At 62.3% G+C, this 25,826-nt stretch carries 29 protein-coding genes; 28 read left to right on the top strand and 1 reads right to left on the bottom strand.

All coding sequences use genetic code 11. The features are described 5' to 3' along the window. The first annotated feature begins 2 nt into the window (after positions 1–2). The 23 genes from DFR37_RS16585 to DFR37_RS16470 all read left to right on the top strand — a co-directional run bounded on the left by DFR37_RS16585 (position 3) and on the right by DFR37_RS16470 (position 21,797). Positions 3–563 (top strand): DUF2857 domain-containing protein, encoded by a 561-nt coding sequence (locus DFR37_RS16585; RefSeq protein ID WP_113934384.1) that lies wholly within the window; start codon positions 3–5, stop codon positions 561–563. Between the two features lie 3 nt (positions 564–566). After that, positions 567–1,796: an STY4528 family pathogenicity island replication protein gene (locus DFR37_RS16580; protein ID WP_113934383.1), complete on the top strand. Its 1,230-nt coding sequence runs from the start codon at positions 567–569 to the stop codon at positions 1,794–1,796. A gap of 178 nt (positions 1,797–1,974) precedes the next feature. Next, the gene (locus DFR37_RS16575) at positions 1,975–2,751 is read left to right on the top strand and encodes a PFL_4669 family integrating conjugative element protein (protein ID WP_113934382.1); all 777 of its coding nucleotides are present in this window, start codon (positions 1,975–1,977) and stop codon (positions 2,749–2,751) included. After that, positions 2,748–3,275, top strand: a complete 528-nt coding sequence (locus DFR37_RS16570; protein ID WP_113934381.1) for a DUF3158 family protein — start codon at positions 2,748–2,750, stop codon at positions 3,273–3,275. The genes DFR37_RS16575 and DFR37_RS16570 overlap by 4 nt, the downstream gene beginning before the upstream one ends. A 68-nt stretch (positions 3,276–3,343) precedes the next feature. Continuing rightward, on the top strand, positions 3,344–3,796 hold the full coding sequence (locus tag DFR37_RS16565; protein WP_113934380.1) for a single-stranded DNA-binding protein: 453 nt from the start codon (positions 3,344–3,346) through the stop codon (positions 3,794–3,796). 275 nt (positions 3,797–4,071) lie between these two features. Further along, complete coding sequence (locus tag DFR37_RS16560; RefSeq protein WP_113934379.1) at positions 4,072–6,084, top strand: DNA topoisomerase III; 2,013 nt, start codon at positions 4,072–4,074, stop codon at positions 6,082–6,084. 523 nt (positions 6,085–6,607) lie between these two features. Then, a complete protein-coding gene (locus DFR37_RS16555; RefSeq protein ID WP_113934378.1) occupies positions 6,608–8,347 on the top strand; it encodes a DNA cytosine methyltransferase in 1,740 nt (579 codons plus the stop codon). A 241-nt stretch (positions 8,348–8,588) separates the two neighbouring features. After that, positions 8,589–9,146, top strand: a complete 558-nt coding sequence (locus tag DFR37_RS16550) for a hypothetical protein (protein WP_113934377.1) — start codon at positions 8,589–8,591, stop codon at positions 9,144–9,146. Between the two features lie 332 nt (positions 9,147–9,478). After that, positions 9,479–9,691 carry a hypothetical protein gene (locus DFR37_RS16545; RefSeq protein ID WP_113934376.1) on the top strand — a complete coding sequence of 71 codons (213 nt, stop codon included), beginning with the start codon at positions 9,479–9,481 and terminating at the stop codon, positions 9,689–9,691. Between the two features lie 22 nt (positions 9,692–9,713). Next, on the top strand, positions 9,714–10,106 hold the full coding sequence (locus tag DFR37_RS16540; RefSeq protein WP_113934375.1) for a hypothetical protein: 393 nt from the start codon (positions 9,714–9,716) through the stop codon (positions 10,104–10,106). 186 nt (positions 10,107–10,292) lie between these two features. Then, a complete protein-coding gene (locus DFR37_RS16535) occupies positions 10,293–10,979 on the top strand; it encodes a hypothetical protein (protein ID WP_113934374.1) in 687 nt (228 codons plus the stop codon). 77 nt (positions 10,980–11,056) lie between these two features. Beyond that, positions 11,057–11,773: a DUF5983 family protein gene (locus tag DFR37_RS16530; protein ID WP_113934373.1), complete on the top strand. Its 717-nt coding sequence runs from the start codon at positions 11,057–11,059 to the stop codon at positions 11,771–11,773. A 339-nt stretch (positions 11,774–12,112) separates the two neighbouring features. Further along, positions 12,113–12,925: a GTPase gene (locus DFR37_RS16525; protein ID WP_113934372.1), complete on the top strand. Its 813-nt coding sequence runs from the start codon at positions 12,113–12,115 to the stop codon at positions 12,923–12,925. A gap of 589 nt (positions 12,926–13,514) precedes the next feature. Continuing rightward, entirely contained in the window at positions 13,515–14,471 is a 957-nt protein-coding gene (locus tag DFR37_RS16515) for a DUF3577 domain-containing protein (RefSeq protein ID WP_113934371.1), read from the top strand. Positions 14,472–14,530: 59 nt separating this feature from the next. Continuing rightward, positions 14,531–15,220, top strand: a complete 690-nt coding sequence (locus tag DFR37_RS16510) for a DUF3275 family protein (protein ID WP_113934370.1) — start codon at positions 14,531–14,533, stop codon at positions 15,218–15,220. A 92-nt stretch (positions 15,221–15,312) separates the two neighbouring features. Then, complete coding sequence (locus tag DFR37_RS16505; protein WP_113934369.1) at positions 15,313–15,654, top strand: hypothetical protein; 342 nt, start codon at positions 15,313–15,315, stop codon at positions 15,652–15,654. A 102-nt stretch (positions 15,655–15,756) separates the two neighbouring features. Beyond that, a complete protein-coding gene (locus DFR37_RS16500) occupies positions 15,757–16,164 on the top strand; it encodes a hypothetical protein (protein ID WP_113934368.1) in 408 nt (135 codons plus the stop codon). 76 nt (positions 16,165–16,240) lie between these two features. After that, positions 16,241–16,582 (top strand): hypothetical protein, encoded by a 342-nt coding sequence (locus tag DFR37_RS16495; RefSeq protein WP_113934367.1) that lies wholly within the window; start codon positions 16,241–16,243, stop codon positions 16,580–16,582. Between the two features lie 120 nt (positions 16,583–16,702). Then, positions 16,703–17,359 carry a hypothetical protein gene (locus DFR37_RS16490; RefSeq protein ID WP_113934366.1) on the top strand — a complete coding sequence of 219 codons (657 nt, stop codon included), beginning with the start codon at positions 16,703–16,705 and terminating at the stop codon, positions 17,357–17,359. 88 nt (positions 17,360–17,447) lie between these two features. Further along, entirely contained in the window at positions 17,448–18,557 is a 1,110-nt protein-coding gene (locus DFR37_RS16485; protein ID WP_113934365.1) for a DUF6094 domain-containing protein, read from the top strand. A gap of 103 nt (positions 18,558–18,660) precedes the next feature. After that, the gene (locus DFR37_RS16480; RefSeq protein WP_113934364.1) at positions 18,661–18,972 is read left to right on the top strand and encodes a hypothetical protein; all 312 of its coding nucleotides are present in this window, start codon (positions 18,661–18,663) and stop codon (positions 18,970–18,972) included. Positions 18,973–19,075: 103 nt separating this feature from the next. Beyond that, positions 19,076–19,381: a hypothetical protein gene (locus DFR37_RS16475; protein WP_113934363.1), complete on the top strand. Its 306-nt coding sequence runs from the start codon at positions 19,076–19,078 to the stop codon at positions 19,379–19,381. Positions 19,382–19,523: 142 nt separating this feature from the next. Beyond that, the gene (locus DFR37_RS16470) at positions 19,524–21,797 is read left to right on the top strand and encodes a helicase-related protein (RefSeq protein WP_113934362.1); all 2,274 of its coding nucleotides are present in this window, start codon (positions 19,524–19,526) and stop codon (positions 21,795–21,797) included. A gap of 7 nt (positions 21,798–21,804) precedes the next feature. On the opposite strand, the gene DFR37_RS16465 is transcribed toward DFR37_RS16470, so the two are convergent. Beyond that, a complete protein-coding gene (locus DFR37_RS16465; RefSeq protein WP_113934361.1) occupies positions 21,805–22,569 on the bottom strand; it encodes a Cthe_2314 family HEPN domain-containing protein in 765 nt (254 codons plus the stop codon). A 170-nt stretch (positions 22,570–22,739) separates the two neighbouring features. On the opposite strand from DFR37_RS16465, the gene pilL2 reads away from it, so the two are divergent. The 5 genes from pilL2 to DFR37_RS16440 are packed head-to-tail and all read left to right on the top strand — an operon-like array spanning position 22,740 to position 25,826. Next, entirely contained in the window at positions 22,740–23,306 is a 567-nt protein-coding gene (gene pilL2 / locus DFR37_RS16460) for a PFGI-1 class ICE element type IV pilus protein PilL2 (protein ID WP_113934360.1), read from the top strand. After that, positions 23,303–23,956, top strand: a complete 654-nt coding sequence (locus DFR37_RS16455) for a hypothetical protein (protein WP_113934359.1) — start codon at positions 23,303–23,305, stop codon at positions 23,954–23,956. The genes pilL2 and DFR37_RS16455 overlap by 4 nt, the downstream gene beginning before the upstream one ends. Before the next feature lie 12 nt (positions 23,957–23,968). Further along, positions 23,969–24,700, top strand: coding sequence for a TIGR03759 family integrating conjugative element protein (locus DFR37_RS16450; RefSeq protein WP_113934358.1), 732 nt, complete (start codon positions 23,969–23,971; stop codon positions 24,698–24,700). Next, the gene (locus DFR37_RS16445) at positions 24,682–25,287 is read left to right on the top strand and encodes a lysozyme family protein (protein ID WP_113934357.1); all 606 of its coding nucleotides are present in this window, start codon (positions 24,682–24,684) and stop codon (positions 25,285–25,287) included. Before DFR37_RS16450 ends, DFR37_RS16445 begins: the two co-directional genes overlap by 19 nt. Continuing rightward, positions 25,284–25,826: an integrating conjugative element protein gene (locus DFR37_RS16440; RefSeq protein ID WP_113934356.1), complete on the top strand. Its 543-nt coding sequence runs from the start codon at positions 25,284–25,286 to the stop codon at positions 25,824–25,826. Before DFR37_RS16445 ends, DFR37_RS16440 begins: the two co-directional genes overlap by 4 nt.

Here is a 25,826-nt window from a genome sequence, read left to right as displayed (position 1 = left end):
GCATGTCCACACCGCATCCTCTCAACCAGGCCGTCATCGCTCAGGCTCTCTATGACCTGCGAAACGGACAATTGCGCCGTTGCAAATTGATGGGGTTTGGCGAGGAAGAGCTAGACGCTCTCAAGCATCCCGCGCTCATCAGTGTCCTGGCCAACGCCAACGTCTCATGGTGCTCGGTGACGGTCAACCGTGAGGTGCTTCGGCGGCTGCTCAAGCAGGCACAGGACGTGGAGAAGGAAATCGCCACGGTCGATCGGATGCTACGCTTGGGCGCCAGTACGGAAATGGTCAGTCGTTTCTATGGCCTTACACATCAGGAAGTTGCCCTGCGGCGCGACATCCTCGGCCTGCCCAAACGCAAAGGTCGTCACCCCGTGCTGGACGAGCAGCAGGATACGGAGCTGTGGCAGCAATGGAAGGCACTCACCGATGGCAGGGACGTAGATCTGAGGGACGAAGCCTCGATTCTCGAAGTCACGATGGATCTTTCCGAAGGGATGTCACTGCCGCTGTCGGTGGTTTGGACTGCGGTCAAGGCGTGGGTCGATCAAGGGCTGGGATAGGCGATGGTCGAGGGGAGGACGTCACCGCAATGTCGAGGCCCTGCCGCCCTCACTGATCTGCTCAATGCTGCGGTGAAGGATCTTGTGCCCGAGCCCGGCACCGGTGCGTCGGTGCCCACATCCGCGTTCCCTACGTCTGCCGATGGCATGCTGTTCAGCGGCAACCGGCATGACATTGTGCCGCGGCGGCTGTTCCTCGATCGCCGCCTGACTCCGCTGGAGCGCAATGCCTGGCAAGTGTTCCGGTTGATGCTCAACGACGATGGTGTGACTGCGTTCCCCACTTATGAGCAGTTGCGGCCCTGGTTGGCATCAATGCCTTGCTCCGGCCAAGCCTCTCACGAGACCGTAGCTCGGGCATTGACATTGCTGCGGCTCACCCGATGGTTGAGCTTGGTACGACGGCGGCGTGACCTCGATACTGGCCGTATCCTTGGCAACCTGTACGTCCTGCACGATGAACCTCTGACGCCGTTCGAGGCCATGCAGCTTGATGCCGACTACCTGGCGCTAGTCAGCCAGTCTCTCGGTCATTCGGCCAAAGCGGTTCAGGTGGTCGGCTTGAACACGCTCAAGGAGATCGTGGAAGACCCGTTGCTGTCTGGCCGCACACTGCCGTCACGATTGCAGGTTCTGGCTGAGCGCCTCGCCAGCCAAGGCGTTGCGGCTACTGATAGTTATCCACAGGAGAACACCAACCGCAATTCTGAAGAAGGCGCGAGGGGCCTTCTTCGGAATTGCGGACACCTCTCTTCGGAATCCGAAGCAGGGCCGAAACCCGCGCCGGACGCCGCTCTTCGGAATCCGAAGAACGACAGTACTGTACATAGTAGCCGTATTAATGAAGTACATACTACCGTGCAAGCGTGCAGGTTGAGCGAATTGCATTGGCCTGATCGCTTTGCCGAACTGAAGGCGGAACAACAGGCAGGCGTCAGGATGGCGTTGCAGCAAGTGGATGGCGCTCTGCGTCAAGCCGTGCTGGATGAGTGGGCAGCACGTTGCGGCAAGCGCGGCATCCGTAATCCGGCGGCCTACCTATTCGGAATCATTCAGCGCGCCATTCGCGGAGAGTTCAATGCATGGGCTCGGCAAGCAGACACACCCGCGTCGGTAGCGTTCACCGATCAGAAACCTCCAGCACCATCGGCTCGGCCACGAGGCAGGCCTGTGACATCCGAAATTGCCAGGCAGCACATTGAGCGCTTGCGCGATCTGTTACGAAAGGCCTGACCACGTTGGAGCGCGAGGCCATGGAGCAGACATCTCTGGCCTTCAGCGGAGCTATCCCCTGGGGATAGTGAGCGCAAGGGGCATTGAACCTGGGCTTTAGCAGATTCGGTTTGTTGACTGACTGCCTTCCGCTTCCTGCGGAAGCTGGCTGCTCATCTTCCAACAAAGGGCGACCGTCATGGCAACCAACGAACCGCTGCAACTGAATCTCGGCTCCTTGCGCAGCTCAATATCACTGACACTTCACACGCACCATGCTTCCCGTATCTGGCATGGCCGCGCTGCTGCCGAGGGGCGGCCAGGCATCGTCGGCCTGAATGGCTACATCGCAGTGATGAACAAAATGAAGCGCGGCTCGGAGCAAGACGATCCGTACTCGGACTGGTGGATGCTGCGCATTGAGGAGAAGCTCGATCAAACCAAGGCCACGCTGCAATCGCTGCGCGAACAGGTGGATCAGGCACTGTCTGGTGTGCCCGCCGCACTCAGTCTGGGCGAAAACCTGAACGTGCAACCCGTCAAGCTGCCGCTGTTCGTCAATGCCCAGCTTGGTTTTGCCGCTGTATATCTGCTGGCAGACTACGACGACATCGCCCGCAAGCTGATCCTCGCCCACCACACCGCGCTCATCGATCGCAGCACGCTGGAGCGCTGGCTCAATGAAGGTGCCCATGCGTTGCGCAGTCTTTTCAGCCTGGCCCAGCAGTATCGCTACTCGGGCTGCACCCGCGACGACTTTGCTGCGAAGAATGCTGTATCACGCGCGGCGCTGGAGAAGTTTGGTGAGTTGCCGCAGGACGTGCTGGAAGGTACACGCCGCTCGAAGTTTGCGCCGCCCATCGTGCGTCGTGGCCTGCAGCCGCGCAGTGACGGTTCTGCCGCAGCCGACCCCAGCGACGAGGCCGCCACCATTGAGGCCCCTGAAGCAACTTCCAGCGAGGGTGAGCAGGCATGAGTGACCCGAATCGTGACACACGCTACTTCCGCCCGCTGCAACAGACAGCCTTCATGAAGCTGGAACACGCAGGCTCTCAAAAGGGCCTTTTGAAACCTTTTAAAGGTAAGGGGGATCTGGAGGATTGGGCCAGCCAGTGCTTCGCCCTGCGTGACGAGTTGATTGACGTGGCGCAGCGACAGGTGCTGCAACAGGCGGTCGGGTATCCCTTCCACCTGCTGCCCATCGAGCTGGCCCAGCAGACCACTGGCGCAGGCACGGCGTTTTTGCGCTGGCGCAAGCACGACAGGTCAGCCATGGGTGTGGCTCTGTGGCAGGAGCTGATCGCGAACACCGGCACACCGGTCAACCTGCTGGCCGATCTACACGCCATCGAGCTTCAGCGCATCACGCTGAACATGCAGATCAGCTTGTTGCACACCTTGGGCAGGCAGGCCAGGGGGTGCGCCAGCAAGGCCGCCGCAGCGGAAGACGCCTACCTGCGCCGGCTCAAGTTCATCCCGCCTGCAGTGCGCGATCGGTGATCGCGTCGGGCACCTTGACACCCGCCGCTAGCCAGGCACGGGTATTTCAACCACACGGAGACTGCAATATGAGCACGCATTTTTCTGGCGAGGGCAACATCGGCTCGCCCCCCGAGTACCGGGAGTTTCCCAACGACAACGACGAACCCAGCCGTCTTCTGCGCCTGAACGTCTACTTCGATAACCCCATCCCCAAGAAGGATGGCGGCTTTGAGGACCGCGGTGGCTTCTGGGCGCCGGTTGAAATCTGGCACCGCGATGCCGCGCACTGGAAGGACTTGTACCAGAAAGGCATGCGCGTGCTGGTCGTCGGCCGCATGGAGCGCGAACCCTGGACGGACAATGAAGATCGGCCGCGCGAGACCTGGAAGGTCAATGCGCATAGTGCCGGGATCTTGCCGTTTCGCATTGAGTCCGTGGCCCTCGGCCCCAGGCAGCAGGAGACCGTGCAGGAAGCGCAACCAAAGTCCCAGGCCGCCCAGGAACCGACCGCACCGAAGGAGCCAGCGCGCAAGAAGTGAACTGGCAGGGGGATGGCTGCGGTTCATCACCGCCCTATGTGTGCCGGGGGCTATCCCCTGGGGATAGCTCCATCAACATCCACCAGCCTCCAACCGCTCCCGAAAATCGCGGCTCCTGGCCCACACGTCCCTGGCCGTACGCCATTCCTGCTTCAGCTGTGCCATCCCGTGAAAGTGGTCGCCATCTCATGCGACTTGTTTGCTGCTGCCTCTGGTGGTGTTTGTCATCCTCAATGCCAGCAACCCAATGACCCACGGAAATCGGATGGACGGACATGCGGCTGTTCTTGTGCGAGAAGCCCTCCCAGGGCAAGGACATTGGCCGGATTCTCGGCGCGACCCAGCGCGGTGAAGGCTATCTCAGCGGCTCCGGTGTCACCGTCACCTGGTGCATCGGCCATCTCGTAGAAGTGGCAGCCCCAGAGGTCTATGACGCGGCGCTCAAGCGCTGGTCGCTGGAGCAGTTGCCCATCATTCCCCAGCAATGGCGGGTCGAGGTCAAACCGAAGACCGCCACGCAGTTCAAGGTCGTCAAAGGGCTTTTGGCGAAAGCGACCCATCTCGTCATCGCCACCGATGCGGATCGCGAAGGTGAGCTGATCGCCCGCGAGATCATCGACCTGTGCGGCTACCGCGGCCCCATAGAGCGGCTCTGGCTGTCGGCGCTCAATGATGCGTCGATCCGCACGGCGCTCGGAAAACTGCGGCCCTCGGCCGAGACGCTGCCGATGTACTACTCGGCTCTGGCGCGCTCGCGAGCCGACTGGCTCGTCGGTATGAACCTCAGCCGCCTATTTACCGTACTCGGAAGACGGGTGGGTTATAACGGCGTGCTGTCCGTCGGGCGCGTCCAGACGCCGACACTTAGGCTTGTCGTGGATCGCGACCGCGAGATTGAAGCTTTCAAATCGGTGCCCTACTGGGCCATCGACATATCCTTGTCCGCAGGCAGTCAGGCGTTCATCGCGCAGTGGGTTGCCCCCGATGGCTGCACCGATGGCGTCGGACGTTGCCTGCAGCAACCTACTGCGTGGCAAGCCGCACAGCAGATTCGAACTGCGGGCAATGCTCAGGTGGAGTCGGTGGAGACTGAGCGCGTGCGCGAAGGTCCGCCGCTGCCGTTCGACCTGGGTACCTTGCAGGAAATTTGTTCCAAACAGCTTGGACTGGACGTTCAGGAAACCCTGGAGGTCGCCCAGGCCCTGTACGAAGCACACAAGGCTACGACGTACCCGCGTTCGGATTCCGGCTATTTGCCCGAAAGCATGTTCGTCGAGGCACCCACGGTTCTCGACAGCCTGATGAAGACCGATCCCTCGCTGCGCCCGATCATGGACCAGCTCGACCGCTCCCAGCACTCGCGTGCCTGGAATGACAGTAAGGTCACGGCGCACCACGGCATTATTCCGACGCTCGAACCGGTGAACCTCTCGGCCATGAGCGAGAAGGAACTTGCGGTGTACAGGCTGGTCCGGGCGCACTACTTGGCTCAGTTCCTCCCTCATCACGAGTTCGATCGCACCATAGCACAGTTCGCTTGTGGCCAGCAGATGCTGGCGGCGACGGGCAAGCAGGTTGTCGCCAAGGGTTGGCGCCTGGTGCTCGAGGAACCTCAGCCTGACGAGGACGGCGATGCCGCGATGCGCAGTCAAGTGCTTCCCGCGTTGCGCGAGGGCTTGGCGTGCCAAGTGGCTGCAGTCGATCTGAAGGCGCTCAAGACGTTGCCGCCAAGACCGTACACGCAGGGCGAACTGGTCAAATCCATGAAGGGGGTCGCCAAGCTCGTGACAGACCCGCGCCTGAAGCAGAAGCTCAAGGATACGGTCGGCATCGGCACCGAGGCGACGCGAGCCAACATTATTAGCGGCCTGATCGCACGCGGTTATATCGTGAAGAAGGGGCGCGCCATCCGAGCATCGGATGCGGCCTTCACTCTGATCGACGCCGTGCCCGCTGCGATCGCTGACCCGGGCATGACCGCCATCTGGGAACAGGCGCTCGACATGATTGAATCCGGTCAGCTCACGCTGGACGTATTCATCGCAAAACAGGCAGCGTGGATTTCGCAGTTGATTGAGCAATACGGCAACGCGTCCCTGTCCATCAAGGCTACCCAAGGCCCGGCGTGTCCGTATTGCGGGGCGGCCACTCGCCAGCGCACTGGCAAGAGCGGCCCGTTCTGGTCGTGCAGTCGCTACCCCGACTGCAAAGGCACGCTGCCGGTCGAATCCGGCGCGTCCAAGCAGCGTGTCACGCGTGCGCGCCGCATTAACCGAAAGGGCTCCTGATCCCCCCATCCCCCGTGGCCGCAGCCGTCTACTGGCGGCGTGGCCTGTATCCCGCACACCCTGCGGGATGCCCAGCGTATGACACCTTCTCTATCGTGCGCGTGTCCTACCCGATCGTCTTGCGACGGAGGGACATGAAGGTCGTTATTCCGAGAACTGTATTCTGCTGATCTGCGTTTCTTCCGCTTGTGCGAAGGGTCTCCCGATGGCTGGCGCTCACAGGCGAGCCATCGGGAGACCCTTCGCGGTCAGCGGTATTCGATGCCGGTGCCCGCCGGCGTAAAAACGGGCTCCGTTTGTGCAAGGATTTGTGCCAGACGATTCCGGCCTCAGCCACGATACGGGCCGGGTGTGATTGCTGATAAGCAGACGGGTCTAGCGACAACCGGGCCTGCCAGTCAGCCCACGGGTGGTCTCTCTTTCCTCCCGAGCCGATGGCCACCTGGCCTTCGGCGCCTTTCTCCTGCCCATCAACGTCCTGATTCGACCAAGAATCCAGGGCCACACAAACAGGAGACCCAATATGAATCCGCAACCTTGCACCCTTCGTGCTGTATCCCAGGTCAAGCCGTTGCTGTACGGTAGCGTGTGCAGCGGCATTGAGGCCGTGAGCCTCGCCTGGCAACCCTTCGGCCTTGAAGCCGCCTGGTTCGCCGAGATCGAGCCGTTCCCGAGCGCCGTGCTTGCCCACCATTACCCTCATGTGCCCAACTTGGGCAACATGACCGAGATTGTGCAGCTGGTGCGCGCTGGCACCGTGCCGGCCCCCGATATTTTGGTTGGTGGCACGCCTTGTCAGTCGTTCAGTGTTGCTGGTGCGCGGCGCGGGCTGAATGATCCGCGCGGTGCCTTGACCCTTGCCTATGTGGAGCTTGCCAATGCCATCGATCAAACACGCCGCCAAGGCTGCCTCCCGTCGGCCACACTCGTCTGGGAAAACGTTCCCGGCGTCCTCAACGACCGCAGCAATGCCTTCGGGTATTTCCTGGGGGCGCTGGCCGGAGAAAGCCGTGCGCTCCAGCCGCCAGGGGAAAAATGGGCGCACGCTGGTTGTGTGTCTGGACCCCGCCGCCGCATCGCCTGGCGCGTGCTCGACGCTCAATATTTCGGCGTCGCCCAACGCCGTAAACGCGTGTTTCTTGTGGCAAGTGGTGGAGATGACCTCGATCCCGCAGAAGTACTTTTTGAGCGCGCGGGCCTGCTCGGGGATTCTCGTGCGGGCTGCTCGCCGTGGCAAGAAACTCCCCTTGCTGCTGGGCGTGGTCTTGTGCCAGCAGGCGAATATGCCGGACTGAACCCCCACTACAGCAGCATCACCACCACGGCCGGGTTCGGTGGTGGCAACACAGCTGGGCCGATCGATGTGGCCGCCTGCCTGACTGCAGCACCCGGCCCTAAAAGTGACTTCGGGGTCGAGACGTTCCTCGTGCAGTCGATCGCTGGCGCCATCACCCATATGTTCAGCACCGCGAACGGCGACAAGGGCAGCAGCGAGAATGGTACGGGCAAGGGGGTGCCGACCATCGCCTTTGCCGCCCAGGGGTGCGGCTCGGATGCAACGATGGCCCGGGCGCCGACCCCGCGCGCGTGTGGGATGCCCGCCATCGCTTTTGCGGAGAATTCCCATGGCGAGTTGCGCTTTGAGTCGGGCCACGGTCAGCTTGTGGGAGCACTTTCCACGGGGGGAGGCAAGCCGGGTCAAGGCCAGCCTATGGTGCTGAGCCAAGCGCCGCGTCAGCGTGTCGGCGTGGTTCCCGCCATTGCCTTCGCGCAGAACAACCGTGGTGAAGTGCGTTTCGAGTCGGGCCACGGTCAGGTAGCTTGTACCGTCCTGTCCAGCGGCAAGCCGGGCTATGGGGTGCCGATGGTGGCCTGTGTAGCCTTGCGGGGACGGCAGCATGGTCTTGCCGCTGAACTGGGCGGCGGTGTCGCGGCTGCGCTGCGCGCCAGCAGCGGTGGCGCGGATAAGCCACATGTATTGGCCCCAGACCCCGAGGCGCATTTCCGCTATGACTGGGATGCACTCGCCGCGGCGGACTGGCTGTGGCGGCAGTGGCGGGTGCGCCGTCTGATGCCTGTTGAGTGTGAGCGGCTGCAAGGCATGCCCGACAACTACACGCTGATCCCGTACCGCGGCAAACCCGCCGCAGACGCTCCACGCTACAAGGCGATCGGCAACTCCATGGCCGTCCCATGCGTGGCATGGCTAGGTCAGCGACTGGTTCGGTGCCTGCAAAAAACGGGCTTGAGCGCTTCGGATTGATCGACGACGCAGCCCGTGGACCGCGCCATTCTCCTCTCTGCATTGCCGATAGTTCGGCAGTAGCCCGCAGCCAGGGTGTAGAGGCTGCCGTGGGCTTTGCCTGCGCCACCCGCCAGTTCGTCTCGGCATCTTACGGCGAACGCTGCCCACCAGGGCATTGATGCCTCCCTTCTCCAACCTACGGGATGAAGCCTCGTCCCGTCAGGGGCGCGTCATCACCCGGTCGATCTCAGGACTTTCCATGGAAAACATCACCAAGCAAGACCGCATCACGCTGAAAAACCTCAAGGTGGCCGACTTCGCCAGCGAGGAAACGCTGTGCTTCACCGCCACCGTCCTGTTCGACGGCGCCTCCATCGCCGAGGCCCACAATGATGGGCGCGGTGGCTCGACGTTCCTCTATGCGCTCAGTGGTAAGCAGGCGCTGCTGGCGAAGGCTGAGGCCTTCGCCAAGGGCCTGCCGCCTGCGCTGCTCGACCTCGACCAGGAGGATGAAGACCCTCATTACATCAATATAACGCTCGATTTCCTGGTCGATGAGTTGGCCGACGCCCTGCACGCGCAGCGTAAGCTGCGAGCTGCGTTCAGCCGCGATATCGGCAACAAGGTGTTGTTCGTCAAGGGCGGCAAACTGCTGTTCATCAAGGGCATCAAGCTCAAGGCCATCGCCGATCGTAAAGCGTACTTCGCTTCGCTGCACGCCCGTCAGGCCCAGCCCATTGTCATCCTCGCCGAGTTGGCGTCGGACGAGGCGTTCGCCTTATGGAAGCGGCATGTCCTGGGCGAAAACCCTGACTGACCCGGCACCGATGCACCCTCCTGACAGCCCCGCACTCGACGCGGGGTTTCCTTTTTGCTGTGCCTATCAATCGGGGTTGGGCCGGATGTTGTTTTCTAACTGACACGGCGAGGTCCGCGCACGAAGCTGCCCGCATGTTCGCTGATTCGTCAGCACATGCCAGCAGCCAGGGTTCCAGGCTGCCGCGGGTTTCTCCCGCGTTGCCCACCAGTCCGCATCGCATCGAGTCTGCGGATGCGCGCCTTCATGGCGCCGATGCTTTTTTCTCAACCATCAGCGGGAGTTGCCATCCTGCAAGGGACGGAGCCCTGCCTTCTCAAGGAGTCTCGCCCATGTCCAGAAAGCCATCCTATGGCCAGTTGGCTCTGATTTGCCGCGGCAAGCAACTGCCGCTTGAAGTCCTGCACGGCGCCGCCGGCCACTACATCGGCACATGCGACTCCGAAGGGCCCGTTTCGCGAGAGTCCCGCGAGTATTTTCGTAGCTATGCTGCGGCTCGACGCGCACTTGAAAGAGGCGGTTGGTCCCAACTCGCCACTCCCTGATCAAATCGCAAGGAACATTGTCATGACACAGCCTCTACCCCAAGACGCCGTCGATCAGATCATCCAGGAAGAGCGCCACTTCGCAGATGCACCCCAAGCCTTCTTCGAGGCCTGGAAGCGTGGTGTGCGCATCGCCGGTTCGCAGTGGTTTGGCGACGGCACGCCAGAAGGGCCGAACCTAGCTCGCAGCAAGTGGGATCTATGCCCCGACGTGCAGCGGATCGACAAGGCTCTTGGTGTACTCAGCAGCGGGGAGCGCATGTTCCTTGCCGCCATGGTCAGTATCTATAACGAGCGCAAGGGCGGTGCGATGCTCAAGCGCTGCGGCTTTCGCGGACTTGCTGATTTCAGCGGTCTGGATTCGCAGCGCCGCGAAGTCATCGCGCAGCTAGTGCTGCATTACTGTGGTTGGTGATCATTTGGGCGTACCAACGCCGCCGTCTTGCTCAGCCTCACTGAGGGACATGCGTCTTCGCATGCAAGTGTGTGGCCGTGTTCCCTCTCTTTTTTCCTGCCCATTGCCAGCTGGCGATGGGTTTCTTCTTGCGGATGCCAGGTTCCGCAAGGATTGGCTCCGTTTATTTCCGAAAGGGAGCCATTTATGGCCAACAATTATTACGAAGGCACTGGTGTCCTTATGCTCGACCGTGTCACTCCAGTCATTAAGGCGTTGTTCAGTACCTTCGCTCTGGATGAAGATCATTCCAATGGGGGACAAGTCTATATCGCCCAGATTGCTGAGACCAATGAACCTCAATGGTCGGATGTGCTGGATGGCCTGGCGGATCTTGCCACACAGTTGGGCCTCCCCGTGCTTGATGATGGGGAATTGTCGATTCCGTCCCTGCTCGAGCATTTGGCGGCGCACTTCGGTGCGGAGCAGAACGAGGAGTTGGCGAACCTGATCGAGCATCACCAGTTTGAGGACGGTGCCGATTTGGATGCTTTATTTCTAATAGCCACTTGTCTTGATGACGGCCACCATCTGGCTGTCATTCAGTTCGAGGGCTGCTGGTATTGCAGCAAGCCCCGCCTGTTCGAGTTTGGCGGTAACGGCTGCTATTTGAGCCGAGAGGTTCAGGTTTTCCGAACTTCCTCGCAGGTACTTCAACTTGGCGATCAACTGCGCGGCGCCGTTCTGACTGCCGATCTGGAGGGGGCTTCAGCCCTGATAGTGCAGGAAGCGACCAATTTGCTGACGGGTGTAAGTGACGAATCATTCCGCCTGAAACTGCGCCAGCGCGTCATCGAGCGGCTGGCTCAGACACCAGCAATTGGTGCTGCTTGATCTTTTTTCGCTTTCAACCCACCGGGTTCAATTCCCGGTGGTGGGGGTTGGCTCCGTCATGCTCTGGAGGAAATTTCATGGTCCGGAAATACAACCCTTTTCTGCGCGGTTACCGGAATCTACGCGCCATTCGCACGCTGCTGATCACTTACGAGGACGACTCACCGCCGGTTTGGCGACCGCTGCATTCCAGCCAGACCAGTTTGCCTGATGAGCAGGTTGCTCGATTTCCTTGTATCTGGAACGAGGACTTTGCGTTGATCACCGAGGGGCAGGACGTACGCGGTGAACTACAGGCGCAGTGCTCGACTGAGGGCGTTGTGCGCTCGGTGGTGTATGCCCTTGAGGGCGAGGATATTGATGGCCGACCGGTGCTTGTGGCTGATACCTATTCCAAGGCGTCTGCCCAGGAGGCGATTCATCGCTTGAATTTTGAAACAGGCTTCTACAGCCGGTGCTGGGAAATCAGTGGTGCGCACATTACCGAGCAGGCGCACCAATATCTGGCTGATCTGGCGGATCAGACAACGCCCCAGGGACTTCAGTTTGTCGCTTTTCGAATGCCAGACAGTTCGGCGATCGGTGTGAAGTTGATCGCCACGCCCTGGACGGATGAGAACCTGGAGGCCGTTCTGGGTATCACTGCCCAGCAGCTTCGGCGAGAGCATCGCAGCAAGGGCATGCCATATGACCTGGCAAACGTGCTGGAGTTGGCCGGCCAGGCCGACGTACGCATCCTGATTGTGGATGCTGACGCACCTGTGCTGCTGGGTTTGCCGCTGGCCAAGTTCTAGCGCGTGACGCAACGCATCAATTTTTCCCACGGTTACCATCTTTCAGCTGAACGTATGCTGGATCTGCAGGCAAGGGATGGTTCCCTGCCAAAAGCGTCCGAAAGCTGGGTGCCATGCAACGCCATTTCCTGCGTGCTAGTCGCCTATCTCTGATCCATCCTTGCATCTATGTGCTTCGGCGTTGCCGACATATGCCCAGGCAGTCGAGACCTTCCAGGCTGCAAGTGCGGGAGACTGCACTGGTCACTTTTTTCACGGGCGCAGCGCGTCCATCCACCCACAAGGGATTCCCCTCCCTTGTGGGCGGGGAGTCCTGTGTTTCTTCCCAAGGAGATCCCCATGGATCGATCTGTCATTAAAACCATGATGCCCACGCTCGTCGCAGGCCATGTGCCTCGCAATGTGCGCTCATTCAAATACCGCGTTTTCGATGGTGTGCCACAGCCCTCGGCGCTGGGCTTCGCTATTGACCCCCAACCCTTCGACGGCAAGGTGGTCGCGGCCAATGACGACGCCATCGTCGTCAAGCTCAAGCCCAGCGAGTTCGCGGTGCTTGATCCCAAGCTGGTAACCGCCGTTCCTAATGAGGGAGCCAAGGTGCATGTCCAGCCCTACGCGCGGCGCCGTTTCGACGGCCTGCGTGCTGACATCCCAGAAGTAATCACCGAGAAGGGCTCGGATGGCGTTCCCTATACCATCACCAGGCACATCCTCGGTTCCGCGCCAGCCAAGCTGCCCGTCCCCGAGCCGCAGTGCATGGAACTGGGCCAGCTCATCCAGCAGTTGGAGGAAATGCCGGCCCCCGATGGATTTCGGCGCATCACTCACATGCTGGTCGATGCAGGCGCCCATGATTTCACCTGGATCGACCCCACGCCGGCCAAGATCATCGAAACACCTCCGTCGATTAGCTTCACGGTCTCGACTGCGAAGTTCACGGGGCGGGTGACTGTACTGTATGACCGCGCGGGCGACACTTATGCGGTGGAGCTGCACCGCGACGGTGAGCTAGTCGATCGGCACGACGAGGTGTACTTCGACATGCTCGGTGAAGTGCTGGAACATCTCATCGATGATGGGCGATGGCGCCAGATCAGCGTGAGCGTGATCGACACCAAGACGCCCCGGCGACGCCGCGCGGTTCCGGCATGATGCGCGAGGTGGGCGACTGCTGGGTGGTGCATTCGCCCAACGAGTCGGCCGTCAATGACGGCGCTGGCTTCTGGCCCAACGGGTTGGGTCCAGTTCGATCAGGCGACGCGCTTTTCGACAGAAGAGACTCGAAGCTTGCCGTTGCCGGTCTCGATTGGCCGTGACGCACGTTTCGTTTCAGGGCGGGAAGCCCAGCAGCACTACGGCTGAGGCCCAGCCCTGCTGGCAGCCTGCCATCCCAAGCCTTCCATCCATTCGGGTGGAGGGCTTCTTTTTGCATGACGCCAAACAGCGAGGATAAACGGAAGCGCCTGAATGCCGATTGATTGCTGTCGCGCGATCAGGGCCTAGCCATGCTAAGGCCATGCCTTGCTGACAGCCGTCAGCAGCATCCCAGGTAGCCACGATCTTCAAGGCTACGGCGCGGTTTGACCGCGTTGATTACCCAGCTCGCACCGCATCCGCTTGCGAGCGGCCACCAGTCTCTGGTGGTGGATGCCTTTGCTTTATCAACCCACCGCGGGGTTACGCACCATTTCCCGCATCGTGGGGCAGGTGTGTCTCCGCTTCTTCGCAATGGAGATTCACCATGAACACCCCATCCAACGAAAAGTCATATTTCGACATCCATACCTCGGGTATCGGGTACTTGCAGCGTGCCCGCGAAGTACCCGTCAGAGGCGGCCGCCGTGCCGAACCCTTCCTGGCATGCACCATCGCCGCGCTGGTCGGCTCCGTTACGGATCCCAGCTATCGTTATTTCGACGTCAAGGTTGCTGGCACAGAGGCGAAAAAACTCGTTGGGCGCTATATCGGCGCCGATGATTCCAGGCAGCGCCCGCTGGTGCGCTTTCGCCTTGGTGATGTGTGGGGCGATGCGTATATTCGCGAAAAAGGTGAACGCAAGGGTGAAGCGGCCGCATCTCTGAAAGCGCGACTGCTCAAAGCCGAGCCGGTCGACCGGGCTGAACTGGCCCAGATCACTCAGCACGAACTGACCACCCATGGCATCGGTTACCTGAACCGTCCGAAGGACGTCACCCCCAAGGCTGGCGATCCTTTCCTGTCGTGCACCATCGCTGCGCTCACCGGGCCCGTCGATGAACCGGAGTATCGGTACTTCAACACAATCGTCGCCTCCCCCGATGCCGAGCATCTGGTGCGCCGTTGCGTACAGGCTATTGAAGGGGACAGCAAGGTGTTGATTGCGTTTCGCCTGGGCGACATGAAGATCGATCCGTACATTCGCACCAAGGGTGAGCGCGCTGGCGAACCGGCCGCAAGCCTGGAATCGACACTGATCCATATCGGTCTGATCAAGATCGACGGCACCCAGGTCTATCCGGCGATCCAGGCGCAAGCCGAGGCACCCCAGGCCCAAGACGCAACTGCGTCGGAGGCTGAAGACGTTGTCGTGCCCGAAGCAGAGCATGTACCCGGGCCTGAAGCCGTGGGTGCCGCTGCCGACCAACCTTCGCAGTCCGCTGAGCGCGAGCCTGAAGGAGAAGTCCAGCAGCAGACGCCGATGGCAGCTGCTTCGTTCTGACCTGACGGGGCCCCTTGTGGGTCCTTGCTGTTCTTCCTAAACGCTCAAGGAGAATCATCATGGCGGTCACATTGGCACCCGAGAGATCGGTCTCGCCCATCGTCGTCCCTGGGCAGCTTGCGCTGCGCACCATTCGTGGTCGCAATGGCCCGTTCACAGTCGGCCGGCTCAGTACCCACCTCGGCGTGTTTGAGGTCAAGGATCCGGAACTCGAGCAGTACCACGAAGGTAAATACGACGGGGAATTTATCATCCGCTACATCTTTCCCAAGTCCTATCCGGTTGGCGGCGGCATGCGGTTCGAAATCCGCGCCAGCCTGGACGGGATGACGCTCTTTGGCATCGATAAACTCAGTGGTGACGAAGCACGCAGCTTCGCCATCCAGGATGTCGATCCGCTCGATGAAGAGTCGGGCGCGCCGCCTGCGGCAACGCCGGCCAAGCCCGCCAAAGTGTCCAGACCCGCCAAACCCGCCCCAGTGCGGGCGTCAGCGGATCCATTGGTCGATACCACGCCCTTCGGTGCGGATGCGGCCCCGTCTGCGGCAGTCGCTGCCCCCGGCAGCACCGAAGAGGGCGACGCTGCGTTGTTCGGCTTGCTGTGGCCGTTGGGCCAGTCCGTGAAACTGGATTCGACCATCGATCGCCGCACCCTGCGCGCGCAGATCGCCCGTCTGGGCGAACTGGGTTACGCGCTGGACTTCAAGACGCAGGAGTGGAGCCGCCAGGCCGAACTGCAACCTGCGTGATCGCAGAGCCGCATCCGTAGTGTTCTTCTTCCACCCGCCGGGGGCCTTCCCCATGCGGGGGAGGCTCCGGCTTTCTTCTGGAGATATCCATCATGTCTACCATCGCTTGCGATGCACCTCATTCCACGCTGGACGAACCCGCGTGGCGCGCTGTCTGCAAGACAGCCGCCGAGTACGCCCAGCGTGGTTGCGGCCTGTCCTGGGATCATTGGGTCACGCTTTTCAGTTCGGAGATCGATGCGCAAGCCAGTCGGTTGCCGGAAGACCAGCGCGCTCATGCCCTGGAAATCGCGACCCAGGAATGGGACTACGCAACGCCTGCCGAACGGCAGGAAACCCAAAACTGGAATGCGGAGCATGGCTACTGCTCGCACGGGATCGAGTTCGGCTACTGCCCGGCCGGTTGTGATCGCGACGATGACGACTGGGACTAAGGGCAAAGCATAGGTTCCTGCGCCGCACTTGCGGCTTTTCATCACCCGCCGGGGTTTCTCCCCAGCGGGGAAGCCTCCGGCCCATTTTTCAGGAGGCTTCTTATGGGCTGGTATTTCTCCCCCCAGTCGCGGTCTGAACTGATCGCGGAGCTGATCGCACCGCAAGAGACCGAGCGCGCCAGCGTCAAGGTCATCGCCCACGCACTGCGCGGCAACGTCCTTTGGTCCGTCGCGCAAGTGACGGCCAAGGCCGAAGGCGTGCATCGTGATCTCGCGCCGGGCCAGTCCCTGCGCTACATCCGCTGCGATCTGCTTGAACGCAGCGGCGACCAGTGGGGCTACAAGCCGCTGGACGAGTCCATGCACCCGTACTACTACGCGTGCCCGCTCTCTTATCTAGACCTCGCGCCGGAGCAGTGTGCCGATTGGCGCGCAGGCGTTCGCGCCTACCACGCGCGCCGGCGCACTCCGACGGCAACCACGGCATCCACCTCGGCGCTGACGGTCTGAGTATCTTTCTTCCACCCGCTGGGGCCGCGCCTGCCCCTACGGGCAGTACTGTTTCAACTCATCCAAGGACACCACCATGAGCCAGCACCATTTCGAGACGCTTCACAAGGGGTTTCCCATCACCGTTGCCCTCGGCTGGGATCGGCCGATGCGTTACTTCTTCCTGACCATCCACAAGCCTGCCGAGTTGATCGACAGCGCCATGAAGGTCGAGTGCGAGGATTTCCTGTACAGCAACTGGCAAGAGGAAGACCCGTTCGGCCACGGCCCGGACTACTTCCGTGAGGTCCTGCGCCATTTTCACATCGACGTGCCCGAAAGCATGTTCACCGAAGTCCAGCAGGACTACGTCAAGAACGTCGGCAACCGTGTCGTCAAGCATCAGGCCGACGGTTCTTTCACTGAAGTCTGGCCCTGACGGCCTTTACAGCGCTCGACACGGGGAGTTCGCCCCGAGCCGTCCGTATTTTTTCCCCCAGCGGGGCAGCCACTGCCCCTTGCGGGCGGTGCTGCCCCTCATTTCATCGAGGACTCCACCATGCCCGTACTTTCATCTCCACAGCCGCTATACCGCATCGACGAGTGCCCGGACGTCATGGCCGACGCTTGCGTTGGCGATGACCAAGGCGATCTGATCTTCGTCTCGATCTGGGCACGCGACACCGCCGTCCAGCAGTTCCTCGCTTGCCTGACCCTCGGGCAGAGTGAGCAGGGACTGGACCAGTTTCACATCATCACCGATCAGGGCGACAGCGTCCCGGTGTTCATCGGCAACGTCGATCGCCTGGAGAAGCGCACCACGCGCGTCTTCCGGCGCACCCTGTTCGGTTCTTTGTCCAATCTGTGGCTGTTCGACCAGCGCTGCGTCAAGCCTGACAAGGCCAACGCCAGCGCTCTGGCTTTGCTGCCACAGGGCAGCGCGCACCGGCAAGATCGCCTGTGGGCGTTGGTGCGGGACACCTGCCCGCTGCCCTTGCTCGACCACTGGCGCGAAACGGTGTTGGAGCTGTTGCAAACCCGTCAGATGCTGGTCCGCCTTCCTTTTTCCCTCGGGCTGTTGGAGGGCCATCGGCTCGCCATCGACGTGCCAGCGCTGACTCAGGCGCTGGGCGGTCTGATTCGCAATGACGTACTCACCACTGAGCCGCATCCGTCTGGGCTGGCTTCTGAACCACTGCTCAAAGCGGCGGCGTGAGGCCTCTACCTCTGCACCGGACGTGCATCCGTGGCGCACCGGCCACGCACGTCCGCTTTCTTTTATCCATGCTACTCAGGAGATTTCCATGGCCCTCATGTTCCCGCGGCTTGCCCGCAATTTCGCCAAGAACGGGTATTACCCGACCGACGAACCCACGCTCGAAAGAGCGCTGAACGCACTGATGCCCAGCGACGGGCCAATGTACATCCTCGATCCTTGCGCCGGCGAAGGCGTGGCGATCGCCGAAGCCGCTCATGCCCTCGGGCGCGAGCAGGCCAAAGCGTTCGCCGTCGAGTTCGACGCGGAGCGGGCACGCCATGCCCGCGGTCTGGTCGATCACTGCCTGCACGCAGACCTGATGGACACGATGATCTCCAAGCAGTCGTTCGGGCTGCTCTGGCTCAACCCGCCGTATGGCGACCTGTCCAAGGACGTCAACGGCAACATCGGCTATCAGGGCCAGGGCCGTGCCCGCCTCGAAAAGCTGTTCTACCAGCGTAGCCTGTCGCTGTTGCAGTACGGCGGCGTGCTGGTCTTCATCGTCCCGGGCTACGTCCTCGACGCCGAACTGGTCGGCTGGCTGACGCGCCACTACACGGATCTTCGCATCTATCGAGCGGTGGACACGCAGTTCAAGCAGGTGGTGATCTTCGGCCGGCGCTCGCGCCAGCGAGAGCTGGCACCGGATTCGGCCAAGGCCGTGCGCAATCTGCTGTTGCAGATCGGGCAAGGCGATACCGAAGCCGAGGAGCTGCCGAGCCAATGGCCCTTCCTGCCGTACATCGTCCCCACCAGTGCGGCCGAGCCGGAACAGTTCTTTCGCGTGACGATGGAGCCCGAGCAGTTCGCCGATGAGGTGGGCCGTCTCCAGGGCCTGTGGCCGTCGCTGGACACGCACCTGGGGGTCGCGCAGCAGTCGCTGCGCCCACCGGCGCGCGCCTTGTCGCACTGGCATCTCGCCCTGGCATTGGCTGCGGGCGCGATCTCCGGCGTGGTGCGCTCAAAGACAGGGCGCCTGCTTGTCGTCAAAGGTGATACCCACAAGGACAAGACGCTCCAGCGCGAGTTCACCGAACGCGACGACGGCTCAGTGGCCGAGACCCGCATCCTCACCGACAAGTTCGTACCTGTCATCCGCGCGTGGGACATGACACCAAGCTCCCCAACACGGGGCGAGGTGTTGACCATCCGCTAATCGTTTCTCCAACGTCGACGGTTCGCCGTCATTTTCTTCCACCCACCGGGGTCCAGTCGCCCCGATGGGGTGCCGTGGCCTCACCATTTTCAAGGAGTGAGCCATGGCAACCGAAGCCGTTTTCATCAGCCTGGTCCAGAGCCCGCGTTTCTCGCCTGGGCAAGTGGTTATGACTATCGGGGTCGATGAACTGGTCCAACAGGGCCGGCTCAACCCCGCCGCGTTCCTGCGCCGCCACCTCGGCGGCGACTGGGGCGATCTGGACGACAGCGACAGGCACCAGAACGATGCCGCGCTGAAGTCCGGCGAGGATCGCCTGTTTTCGTCCTACCAGGTCGCACCCGGCCTGAAGCTCTGGATCATCACCGAATGGGATCGCAGCGTCACGACCTTGCTGCTGCCCGACGAGTATTGATTCGCCCTTAGCCCAGCGGCCCGGCGCCGCAGCTTGCACTCCGCTACGCAACATTTCATCACTGCGTGGTGGGTGCATGTCTCATCTTTTATGGAGCATCGCCATGTCCTTTACGCATCACGATCAATATCGCCGCAAGCGGTTGTTCGAGATCGGCGCACTGGCGTTCAGCGAAGGCGTCGAGCGCCTCATGCACGAAGGCCGACTCGATCCCATCCCTTACCTGGAGCGCTACCTGCGTGGTGACTGGGGTGACATTTCGGATGATCAGTGGCAGCGGAACAACGCTGCATTGATCGGCGGCGAGCGGCTCGACGCGCACTATGTCGTCACCCGTGAGCTACGCATCCGCATCGTCACCGATACGGGGCGCAATGCCACCCTGATCGGGCTGCCGTCCGAATTCTGACGGCGCACTGCGCTGGCAAACCGCCCGCGCAGTGCGCCTTTCATTCTCCCGTCGGCTACGTGCCGATTTTTCTTCCCTTGCCGGGGCATGCCATCGCCCCTGCTGGGGGTGGTGCATGCCCCATTTTCTTTGGAGCATCACCATGTCCCTCGATCTCGATACCGCCGCCGACATTGCGCCCGACCAGGGCGAGCTGCTGGACGCGGAACCTTCCCCTCTGACCTTGAGCCTTCAGGATTTCGTCACCGAGTTCGGTGACGAGCTACTTGATTCGCTGAACCGCGCCAACCCGCCGGTCTATACCGGCCAGCCGCAGGCGCACCGACAGCTTCTCGTCGCCAGCCTCAAGCGCACGCTATTCCCCGCCCAGGCCGAAGTCGTCCATGCCGCCGCCGAGCTGCTGATCGACCGCGGCGAGCGCGCCGCGATCATCAACGGCGAAATGGGCTGCGGCAAAACGACCGTCGGCATCGCCACGGCCGCCGTGCTCAATGCCGAAGGCTATCGCCGCACCCTGGTGCTTTCGCCGCCCCACCTGGTCTACAAGTGGCGCCGCGAAATCCAGGAGACGGTGGCGGGCGCCAAGGTCTGGGTGCTCAACGGCCCGGACACACTGGTCAAGCTCATCAAGCTGCGCGAGCAGTTGGGTGTGCAGCCCGCGGGCCAGGAGTTCTTCGTAATGGGGCGTGTGCGCATGCGCATGGGCTTTCACTGGAGGCCCACCTTCACCCGGAGGCGCACCCGCGACGGCGATGTGGCGACGTGCCCGGATTGCGGCACGGTCGTCACCGACCTAGACGGCGAGCCGGCCAACCCGGTCGCGCTGGAAGCCGAGGAGTCCCGCAGGAAGTGCGGCCATTGCGCCGCGCCCCTGTGGACGCTGATTCGCCCGAGGACGCTGTCTGGCAGCGACCAGTCCTCGGCAGTGCTCAAAGCCTTGAAGCGCATCCCGACCATCGGAGAAGTCACCGCGCAGAAGCTGATGCAGAAGTTCGGCGACGCCTTTCTGGTCTCGATGCTGGGCGACAACATCCACGAGTTCATCAACCTCATGGATGGTAACGGCGAACTGGTGTTTTCCGACCGTCAGGCGCAGCGCATGGAACGCGCAATGGCCAACATGGAGTTCGGCTTTGGCGAGGGCGGCTACCAGCCGTCCGAGTTCATCAAGAGATATTTGCCGCAGGGCACATTCGATTTGTTGATCGCGGACGAAGCGCACGAGTACAAGAACGGCGGCAGTGCCCAGGGCCAGGCCATGGGGGTGCTGGCGGCAAAGGCTCGCAAGACCTTGCTGCTGACTGGCACGCTCATGGGTGGCTACGGCGACGACTTGTTCCACCTGCTGTTTCGGGCGCTGCCTGGGCGGATGATCGAGGACGGCTACCGGCCGACCAAAAGCGGCAGCATGACGTCAGCCGCGATGGCGTTCATGCGCGATCACGGCGTCCTGAAGGATGTCTATTCCGAGAGCATCGGCACGGCGCACAAGACCGCTAAGGGCACCAAGGTCTCGGTGCGCACGGTCAAGGCCCCGGGTTTCGGCCCCAAGGGCGTGCTGCGCTGCATCCTGCCGTTCACGATCTTTCTCAAACTCAAGGATATCGGCGGCAACGTCCTGCCCCCGTATGACGAGGAGTTTCGTGAAGTCCAGATGGATGCGGCGCAAGCTGCAGCCTACCGCGACCTGACGGGCCGGCTGACCGCGGAGCTGAAACAGGCTCTGGCGCGGCGCGATACGACCTTGCTGGGTGTGGTACTCAACGTGCTGCTGGCCTGGCCGGATTGCTGCTTCCGGTCGGAGACGGTGACGCATCCGCGCACGCGCAACACCCTGGCGTTCGTTCCGGCTCAGTTCAACGAGCTGGAAGTCATGCCCAAGGAACGGGACCTGATCGAAGTCTGCAAGCAGGAGAAAGCGGCAGGGCGCAAAACGCTGGTCTACACGGTTTACACCGGCACGCGCGACACGATGTCGCGCCTGAAGGGGCTGCTGGAGCGGGAAGGCTTCAAGGTGGCGGTGCTGCGCGCAAGCGTGGATGCCAGCCGCCGCGAGGACTGGATCGCCGAGCAACTGGATCGTGGCATCGACGTGCTCATCACCAACCCCGAGCTGGTCAAGACGGGCTTGGATCTGTTGGAGTTTCCTACGATTGTATTCATGCAGTCGGGCTATAACGTGTATTCGTTGCAGCAGGCGGCGCGCCGTTCGTGGCGCATTGGCCAGAAGCAGCCGGTACGGGTCATCTATCTTGGCTATGCGGGCTCCTCGCAAATGACGTGCCTCGCACTCATGGCCAAGAAAATTATGGTCTCGCAGTCCACGTCGGGCGACGTGCCCGAATCCGGGCTTGATGTCCTGAACCAAGACGGTGATTCGGTGGAGGTTGCGCTAGCCCGCCAGTTGGTGTGCTGAGTAGTTGTCAGCTTTTATCGGTCCCTTCGGGGGCCGATTTCTTTTTGAGGTGTTCGTTATCGTGATCAACTGCGATCAGGAAGAGAGGATGCAAAGCATCCAGCAAATTGGCGAGCGTCTTGACCAAGCGAGCAATAGTTAGCGCGATTTCCGTAGCGCCCCCCGAAAAATAACCTCTCGCAAGCTCATCCACGTCAATGTCTCCCGTGTCCAAGCCGAAGTGGCGGATAGATTGGAACAGGCCAAGTTCGCGACTGGTATACGCCGCCGAATGGATCAGTTCATTGCGTGGGCCTTTATAGCTCTCCACGGCTTGTGTGACGCCTTGCAAGGCTGCATGGATGTCAGGGTAGTTGGTTTTTACCTGTTTTGTGACGAATCTGTTGCCGCCGACACTCTCGAACTTAGCTTTGTCCATGAGTAATGCCGATCCAACCAAGCGGTGTGCCCGATCCACGAACCCGACGACGCGCAACACGAAGTTCTCGTAGTGGTAGCGGTAAATGTCCGGATCTAGAGCTGATTGACTACCCAAGTCCATCACGAAACCCAAGGCTAGACGCAGAGCCGTCAGGGCATTGTCCAGTTCAGATACCCGCTCGGTCACGTCGGCCGCGTAGATCTCTACAGCGGGTCCTGGAAAGGTCTTGCTGCCCGACTGGAGCGCATTTAGCCCCTTACGGGCATAAATTTTCAGGTGTGGCATTAATACCTGAAGGCTGGGATGGTTTGTTAGCTCATGCCTGTGCTCTGCGTGGTTCTCAGGCGTCATCGTATTTCAGTATTGCGTTTCGGTGTTGTGGTTAGTCACCAATAGTGTGCCGCATTGCCTGTAAGTCTGCTCGGCGGCGTCAATCCGGTGGTAGTCCGTTTCCCATTGACTGCGGCAACCGACGCGGCATGCTGCGAAGGTATTGGCTCATCGAACAATTGAGCCGAGCCATGCCCGTAAACCACCCAAACCGGCACCTGATCGGCGTCAGCCTGCTGGCCGCAGCCCTGCTCAGCGGCTGCGCGACCCGCACGGCGCCGCAAGCGCCAGCCTCCATCGTAGAAGCCTCGCCCGCTTCCGAACCCAACACACCCGAATTCGTCCCGGTTGTTCGGTACGGCCGCTACACCCTGGTGGAGCTTGCGCCGATGGCGGCGCAGCGCGACCTGCTGGCGCAGGTCATCGATGTGACGATGCCCGAGGACGCCCGCGCCACGGTCGTAGACGGGCTGCGGCATGTGCTCAAGCGCAGCGGTTACCAGCTTTGCGAGACAGCGTCGGCCGCAGCCGATCTGTACGCGCTGCCGCTGCCGGCGGCGCACCTGCATCTGGGACCAATGACGCTGCGCGATGCGCTGCTTACCCTGGCCGGGTCGGCCTGGGAACTGCGCACGGACGACCTCACGCGCCAAGTCTGCTTTGATCGGGCCGCAGCCCCCGCACGGGTCGAGCCGGCGCCCGAGCCGCCCGTAGCCGAGGCGGTGCAGATATTTCCGCTTCCCGGAGTCCAGCCATGAACACGCCGCACTCCCCTCGGCGCCCGAGCGCCGCCGTGTTCATGCTCAGTTTGCTGTGGCTTTGGCTGATCGGCTTGAGCATCTGCGTCTTTCTGGGCTACCAGGCAATGGGGGAACTCGCCGACCGGGAGCGGGTCGATTCAGGCCTGCACCGTCTGGAAGCGCAGGTAATCGCGCTAGCGGATGCCACCCAGACTTTGCAGCAGCGGCCGCAGGCCGCCACGCCAGCAGCGTTGCAAGAGGTCCGCCAGGCGCTGGAGGCCCGAATCGCTCAGGTCGAGCACAGGCTGGATGGCCGTGCTGCCGCAGATGACCTCGTGGCGCTGCGCTCGCAGGTCGAGCAGATCGAGGCCCACCAGGCGATGGTGCGCGCTGTCACACCTGCCCCGCCGAGTCCACCACCCACGCCGACCAAGCCGGTTGCGGTCAAATCTGCGCCGCCACCGTTGCCGTTTCGCGTCGTGGGCGTCGAGTTGCGCGCGGGTGAGCGCAGTCTGACCGTTGCGCCGGCCAAGGGGGCCTTCACCCCTGGTCAGGTGCAGGCGCTGCTGCCGGGTGATGCGGTCGGCCCGTGGCGTTTGCAGGCCATCGACGGGAACATAGCGGTGTTTCTGGTTGACAAGCACACGCGCCGCGTGGCGATTCCTTGAGGAAGCCATGCGATGAAATATCATCTGATAGTCCTGGTATCGCTGCTGACCGCGCTGCATCTGCCAGCGTCGGCCCAGCAAACGCCTCAGCAAACCTCCAACGTGCAGCCTGCCCGCACGAGCCAGAGCCAGATCGTGCACAGCCAGGACGCGCGGCTGGCCAAGGCGTGGGGCCTGCGTGACGATGAGTTTTCCCGCTACCGCGAGTTGATGGAAGGGCCGCTGGGCATCTACTCGCCCAATCTGGATCCGCTCTCCGCGCTGGGCGTGGAGGCCCGCTCGGATGAAGAACGTCGGCACTACGCCGAATTGCAGGCGCAGGCCGAAGCCCGGCGTGTCGAGAAGCTGCTCGTCTACCAGCGCGCCTACGACGAGGCCTGGCAGCGGCTCTATCCCGGGCGCGAGCGCGTCACGCCCTCGGATGGCGGCACGTTGATGTCCGGCGAGCAAGTGTCGAGCGGGCACATGGCGGTGTTCGTCAAGGATGGCTGCGAGGCCTGCGACCGGATCGTCCAGCGGCTTCAGACGGCCGCTGCGGCATTCGACGTCTACGTCGTTGGCAGTCGCGGCGACGATGCCCGTATCCGCGCATGGGCGCGGCGCGCCGGGATTGATCCAGCCCAAGTGCGTAGCGGCAGCATCACGCTCAATCATGATAGCGGGCGCTGGCTATCGCTCGGCCTGCCCGGCGAGTTGCCCGCGGTCGTGCGCGAGGTGAACGGCCAATGGCAGCGCGAGCCCTGACCGCCATACGCGCCATGTGGCGCCTGCGTGCGCTGCTGCTCGCGGCGGCTCTGCTGATCGGCCCCGTTCGTGCGCAGGAAATCCCGCCGCCCGCCTACCAGTTGGCAGCCCAGCGCGCGGGCGTGCCTTCGATCGTGCTTTACGCCGTGGCGTTGCAGGAGAGCGGAATTGCGCGGGCAGGGCGCATCGTGCCGTGGCCCTGGTCGCTAAACATCGCGGGCGCATCGCACCGCTTTGCCACACGCGTCGACGCCTGCACCCGTCTTCGCCAGGCGATGCGCACAACGCCGCACACGCGCATCGATGCGGGCCTGGGCCAGATCAACCTCGGCTACCAGAAGCAGCGCTACGAACAGCCCTGCGACTTGTTGGACCCGTACCGCAACCTGGCGATCGCCGCGCAGATTCTGCGCGAACAGCATACCCCTGGCGAGGACTGGTTGCTGGCGATAGGCCGCTACCACCGCCCAGCAGGCGGCGAACCCGCCGCGCGGTATCGGCGCAGCGTGTCCCGGCACCTTGCCCGGGTGCGGGGCGCTCACCCCATTGTCGCGGCGCCCGCCGCGCACCTGGAGACATCACGATGACGCATTTCCATCCAGCCCTGCGAGGCCTGTTCATGCTGGCGGCGGTGGTGCCACTTGCCCTATACGCTGCCGAGGAGCCATTGATCGTGGTCGAAGACCGTGGGGGTGACTCGGCGCTGCCGTACTACGAAGCCCTTGACCTTCAGCCACGCGGCGCCGGTACGGTGCTGCCACCCGTTCCTATCCCGCAGATTCCGGCTACGCCCGTTGACGAGACCGCCATGCTGCCGGTGCGCAGCGCCAAGCTCACGCCCGGCACCGTCGCGCGGCGGGTGATCGAGGCACCGGGCCTGCGGCCGTTCGCAGTTATCGGTGACGATGAGGCCTCCCAGGCCTGGCTGCGCCACCATGCGGCCTCGCTGCGCGAGCGCGGCGCGGTCGGTCTGGTGGTGAACGTCGAGACCGCGCAGGCCCTGGCGCGGCTGCGCGCGTTGGCGCCCGGCGTGCCGCTTGCGCCGGTGGCCGGCGACGATCTGGCCGAACGCCTGGGTCTGCACCACTATCCGGCGCTCGTCACGGCCACCGGCATCGAGCAGTGA

Origin of the sequence: Eoetvoesiella caeni (assembly GCF_003315175.1) — a bacterium.
Classification (GTDB): domain Bacteria; phylum Pseudomonadota; class Gammaproteobacteria; order Burkholderiales; family Burkholderiaceae_B; genus Eoetvoesia; species Eoetvoesia caeni.
This window is presented reverse-complemented; position numbering and strand designations above follow the sequence as displayed.

What these genes read in the sequence shown, in the direction of transcription:
- DFR37_RS16570 (WP_113934381.1), top strand. Translation starts at nt 2,748, where the DNA reads ATGAGTGACCCGAATCGTGACACACGCTACTTCCGCCCGCTGCAACAG.
- DFR37_RS16500 (WP_113934368.1), top strand. Translation starts at nt 15,757, where the DNA reads ATGGGCTGGTATTTCTCCCCCCAGTCGCGGTCTGAACTGATCGCGGAG.
- DFR37_RS16510 (WP_113934370.1), top strand. Translation starts at nt 14,531, where the DNA reads ATGGCGGTCACATTGGCACCCGAGAGATCGGTCTCGCCCATCGTCGTC.
- DFR37_RS16585 (WP_113934384.1), top strand. Translation starts at nt 3, where the DNA reads ATGTCCACACCGCATCCTCTCAACCAGGCCGTCATCGCTCAGGCTCTC.
- DFR37_RS16515 (WP_113934371.1), top strand. Translation starts at nt 13,515, where the DNA reads ATGAACACCCCATCCAACGAAAAGTCATATTTCGACATCCATACCTCG.
- DFR37_RS16445 (WP_113934357.1), top strand. Translation starts at nt 24,682, where the DNA reads ATGGCAGCGCGAGCCCTGACCGCCATACGCGCCATGTGGCGCCTGCGT.
- DFR37_RS16540 (WP_113934375.1), top strand. Translation starts at nt 9,714, where the DNA reads ATGACACAGCCTCTACCCCAAGACGCCGTCGATCAGATCATCCAGGAA.
- DFR37_RS16505 (WP_113934369.1), top strand. Translation starts at nt 15,313, where the DNA reads ATGTCTACCATCGCTTGCGATGCACCTCATTCCACGCTGGACGAACCC.
- DFR37_RS16480 (WP_113934364.1), top strand. Translation starts at nt 18,661, where the DNA reads ATGGCAACCGAAGCCGTTTTCATCAGCCTGGTCCAGAGCCCGCGTTTC.
- DFR37_RS16490 (WP_113934366.1), top strand. Translation starts at nt 16,703, where the DNA reads ATGCCCGTACTTTCATCTCCACAGCCGCTATACCGCATCGACGAGTGC.
- DFR37_RS16535 (WP_113934374.1), top strand. Translation starts at nt 10,293, where the DNA reads ATGGCCAACAATTATTACGAAGGCACTGGTGTCCTTATGCTCGACCGT.
- DFR37_RS16465 (WP_113934361.1), bottom strand. Translation starts at nt 22,569, where the DNA reads ATGACGCCTGAGAACCACGCAGAGCACAGGCATGAGCTAACAAACCAT.
- DFR37_RS16495 (WP_113934367.1), top strand. Translation starts at nt 16,241, where the DNA reads ATGAGCCAGCACCATTTCGAGACGCTTCACAAGGGGTTTCCCATCACC.
- DFR37_RS16450 (WP_113934358.1), top strand. Translation starts at nt 23,969, where the DNA reads ATGAAATATCATCTGATAGTCCTGGTATCGCTGCTGACCGCGCTGCAT.
- DFR37_RS16475 (WP_113934363.1), top strand. Translation starts at nt 19,076, where the DNA reads ATGTCCTTTACGCATCACGATCAATATCGCCGCAAGCGGTTGTTCGAG.
- DFR37_RS16575 (WP_113934382.1), top strand. Translation starts at nt 1,975, where the DNA reads ATGGCAACCAACGAACCGCTGCAACTGAATCTCGGCTCCTTGCGCAGC.
- DFR37_RS16530 (WP_113934373.1), top strand. Translation starts at nt 11,057, where the DNA reads ATGGTCCGGAAATACAACCCTTTTCTGCGCGGTTACCGGAATCTACGC.
- DFR37_RS16555 (WP_113934378.1), top strand. Translation starts at nt 6,608, where the DNA reads ATGAATCCGCAACCTTGCACCCTTCGTGCTGTATCCCAGGTCAAGCCG.
- DFR37_RS16565 (WP_113934380.1), top strand. Translation starts at nt 3,344, where the DNA reads ATGAGCACGCATTTTTCTGGCGAGGGCAACATCGGCTCGCCCCCCGAG.
- DFR37_RS16455 (WP_113934359.1), top strand. Translation starts at nt 23,303, where the DNA reads ATGAACACGCCGCACTCCCCTCGGCGCCCGAGCGCCGCCGTGTTCATG.
- DFR37_RS16545 (WP_113934376.1), top strand. Translation starts at nt 9,479, where the DNA reads ATGTCCAGAAAGCCATCCTATGGCCAGTTGGCTCTGATTTGCCGCGGC.
- DFR37_RS16560 (WP_113934379.1), top strand. Translation starts at nt 4,072, where the DNA reads ATGCGGCTGTTCTTGTGCGAGAAGCCCTCCCAGGGCAAGGACATTGGC.
- DFR37_RS16580 (WP_113934383.1), top strand. Translation starts at nt 567, where the DNA reads ATGGTCGAGGGGAGGACGTCACCGCAATGTCGAGGCCCTGCCGCCCTC.
- DFR37_RS16440 (WP_113934356.1), top strand. Translation starts at nt 25,284, where the DNA reads ATGACGCATTTCCATCCAGCCCTGCGAGGCCTGTTCATGCTGGCGGCG.
- DFR37_RS16470 (WP_113934362.1), top strand. Translation starts at nt 19,524, where the DNA reads ATGTCCCTCGATCTCGATACCGCCGCCGACATTGCGCCCGACCAGGGC.
- pilL2 (WP_113934360.1), top strand. Translation starts at nt 22,740, where the DNA reads ATGCCCGTAAACCACCCAAACCGGCACCTGATCGGCGTCAGCCTGCTG.
- DFR37_RS16485 (WP_113934365.1), top strand. Translation starts at nt 17,448, where the DNA reads ATGGCCCTCATGTTCCCGCGGCTTGCCCGCAATTTCGCCAAGAACGGG.
- DFR37_RS16525 (WP_113934372.1), top strand. Translation starts at nt 12,113, where the DNA reads ATGGATCGATCTGTCATTAAAACCATGATGCCCACGCTCGTCGCAGGC.
- DFR37_RS16550 (WP_113934377.1), top strand. Translation starts at nt 8,589, where the DNA reads ATGGAAAACATCACCAAGCAAGACCGCATCACGCTGAAAAACCTCAAG.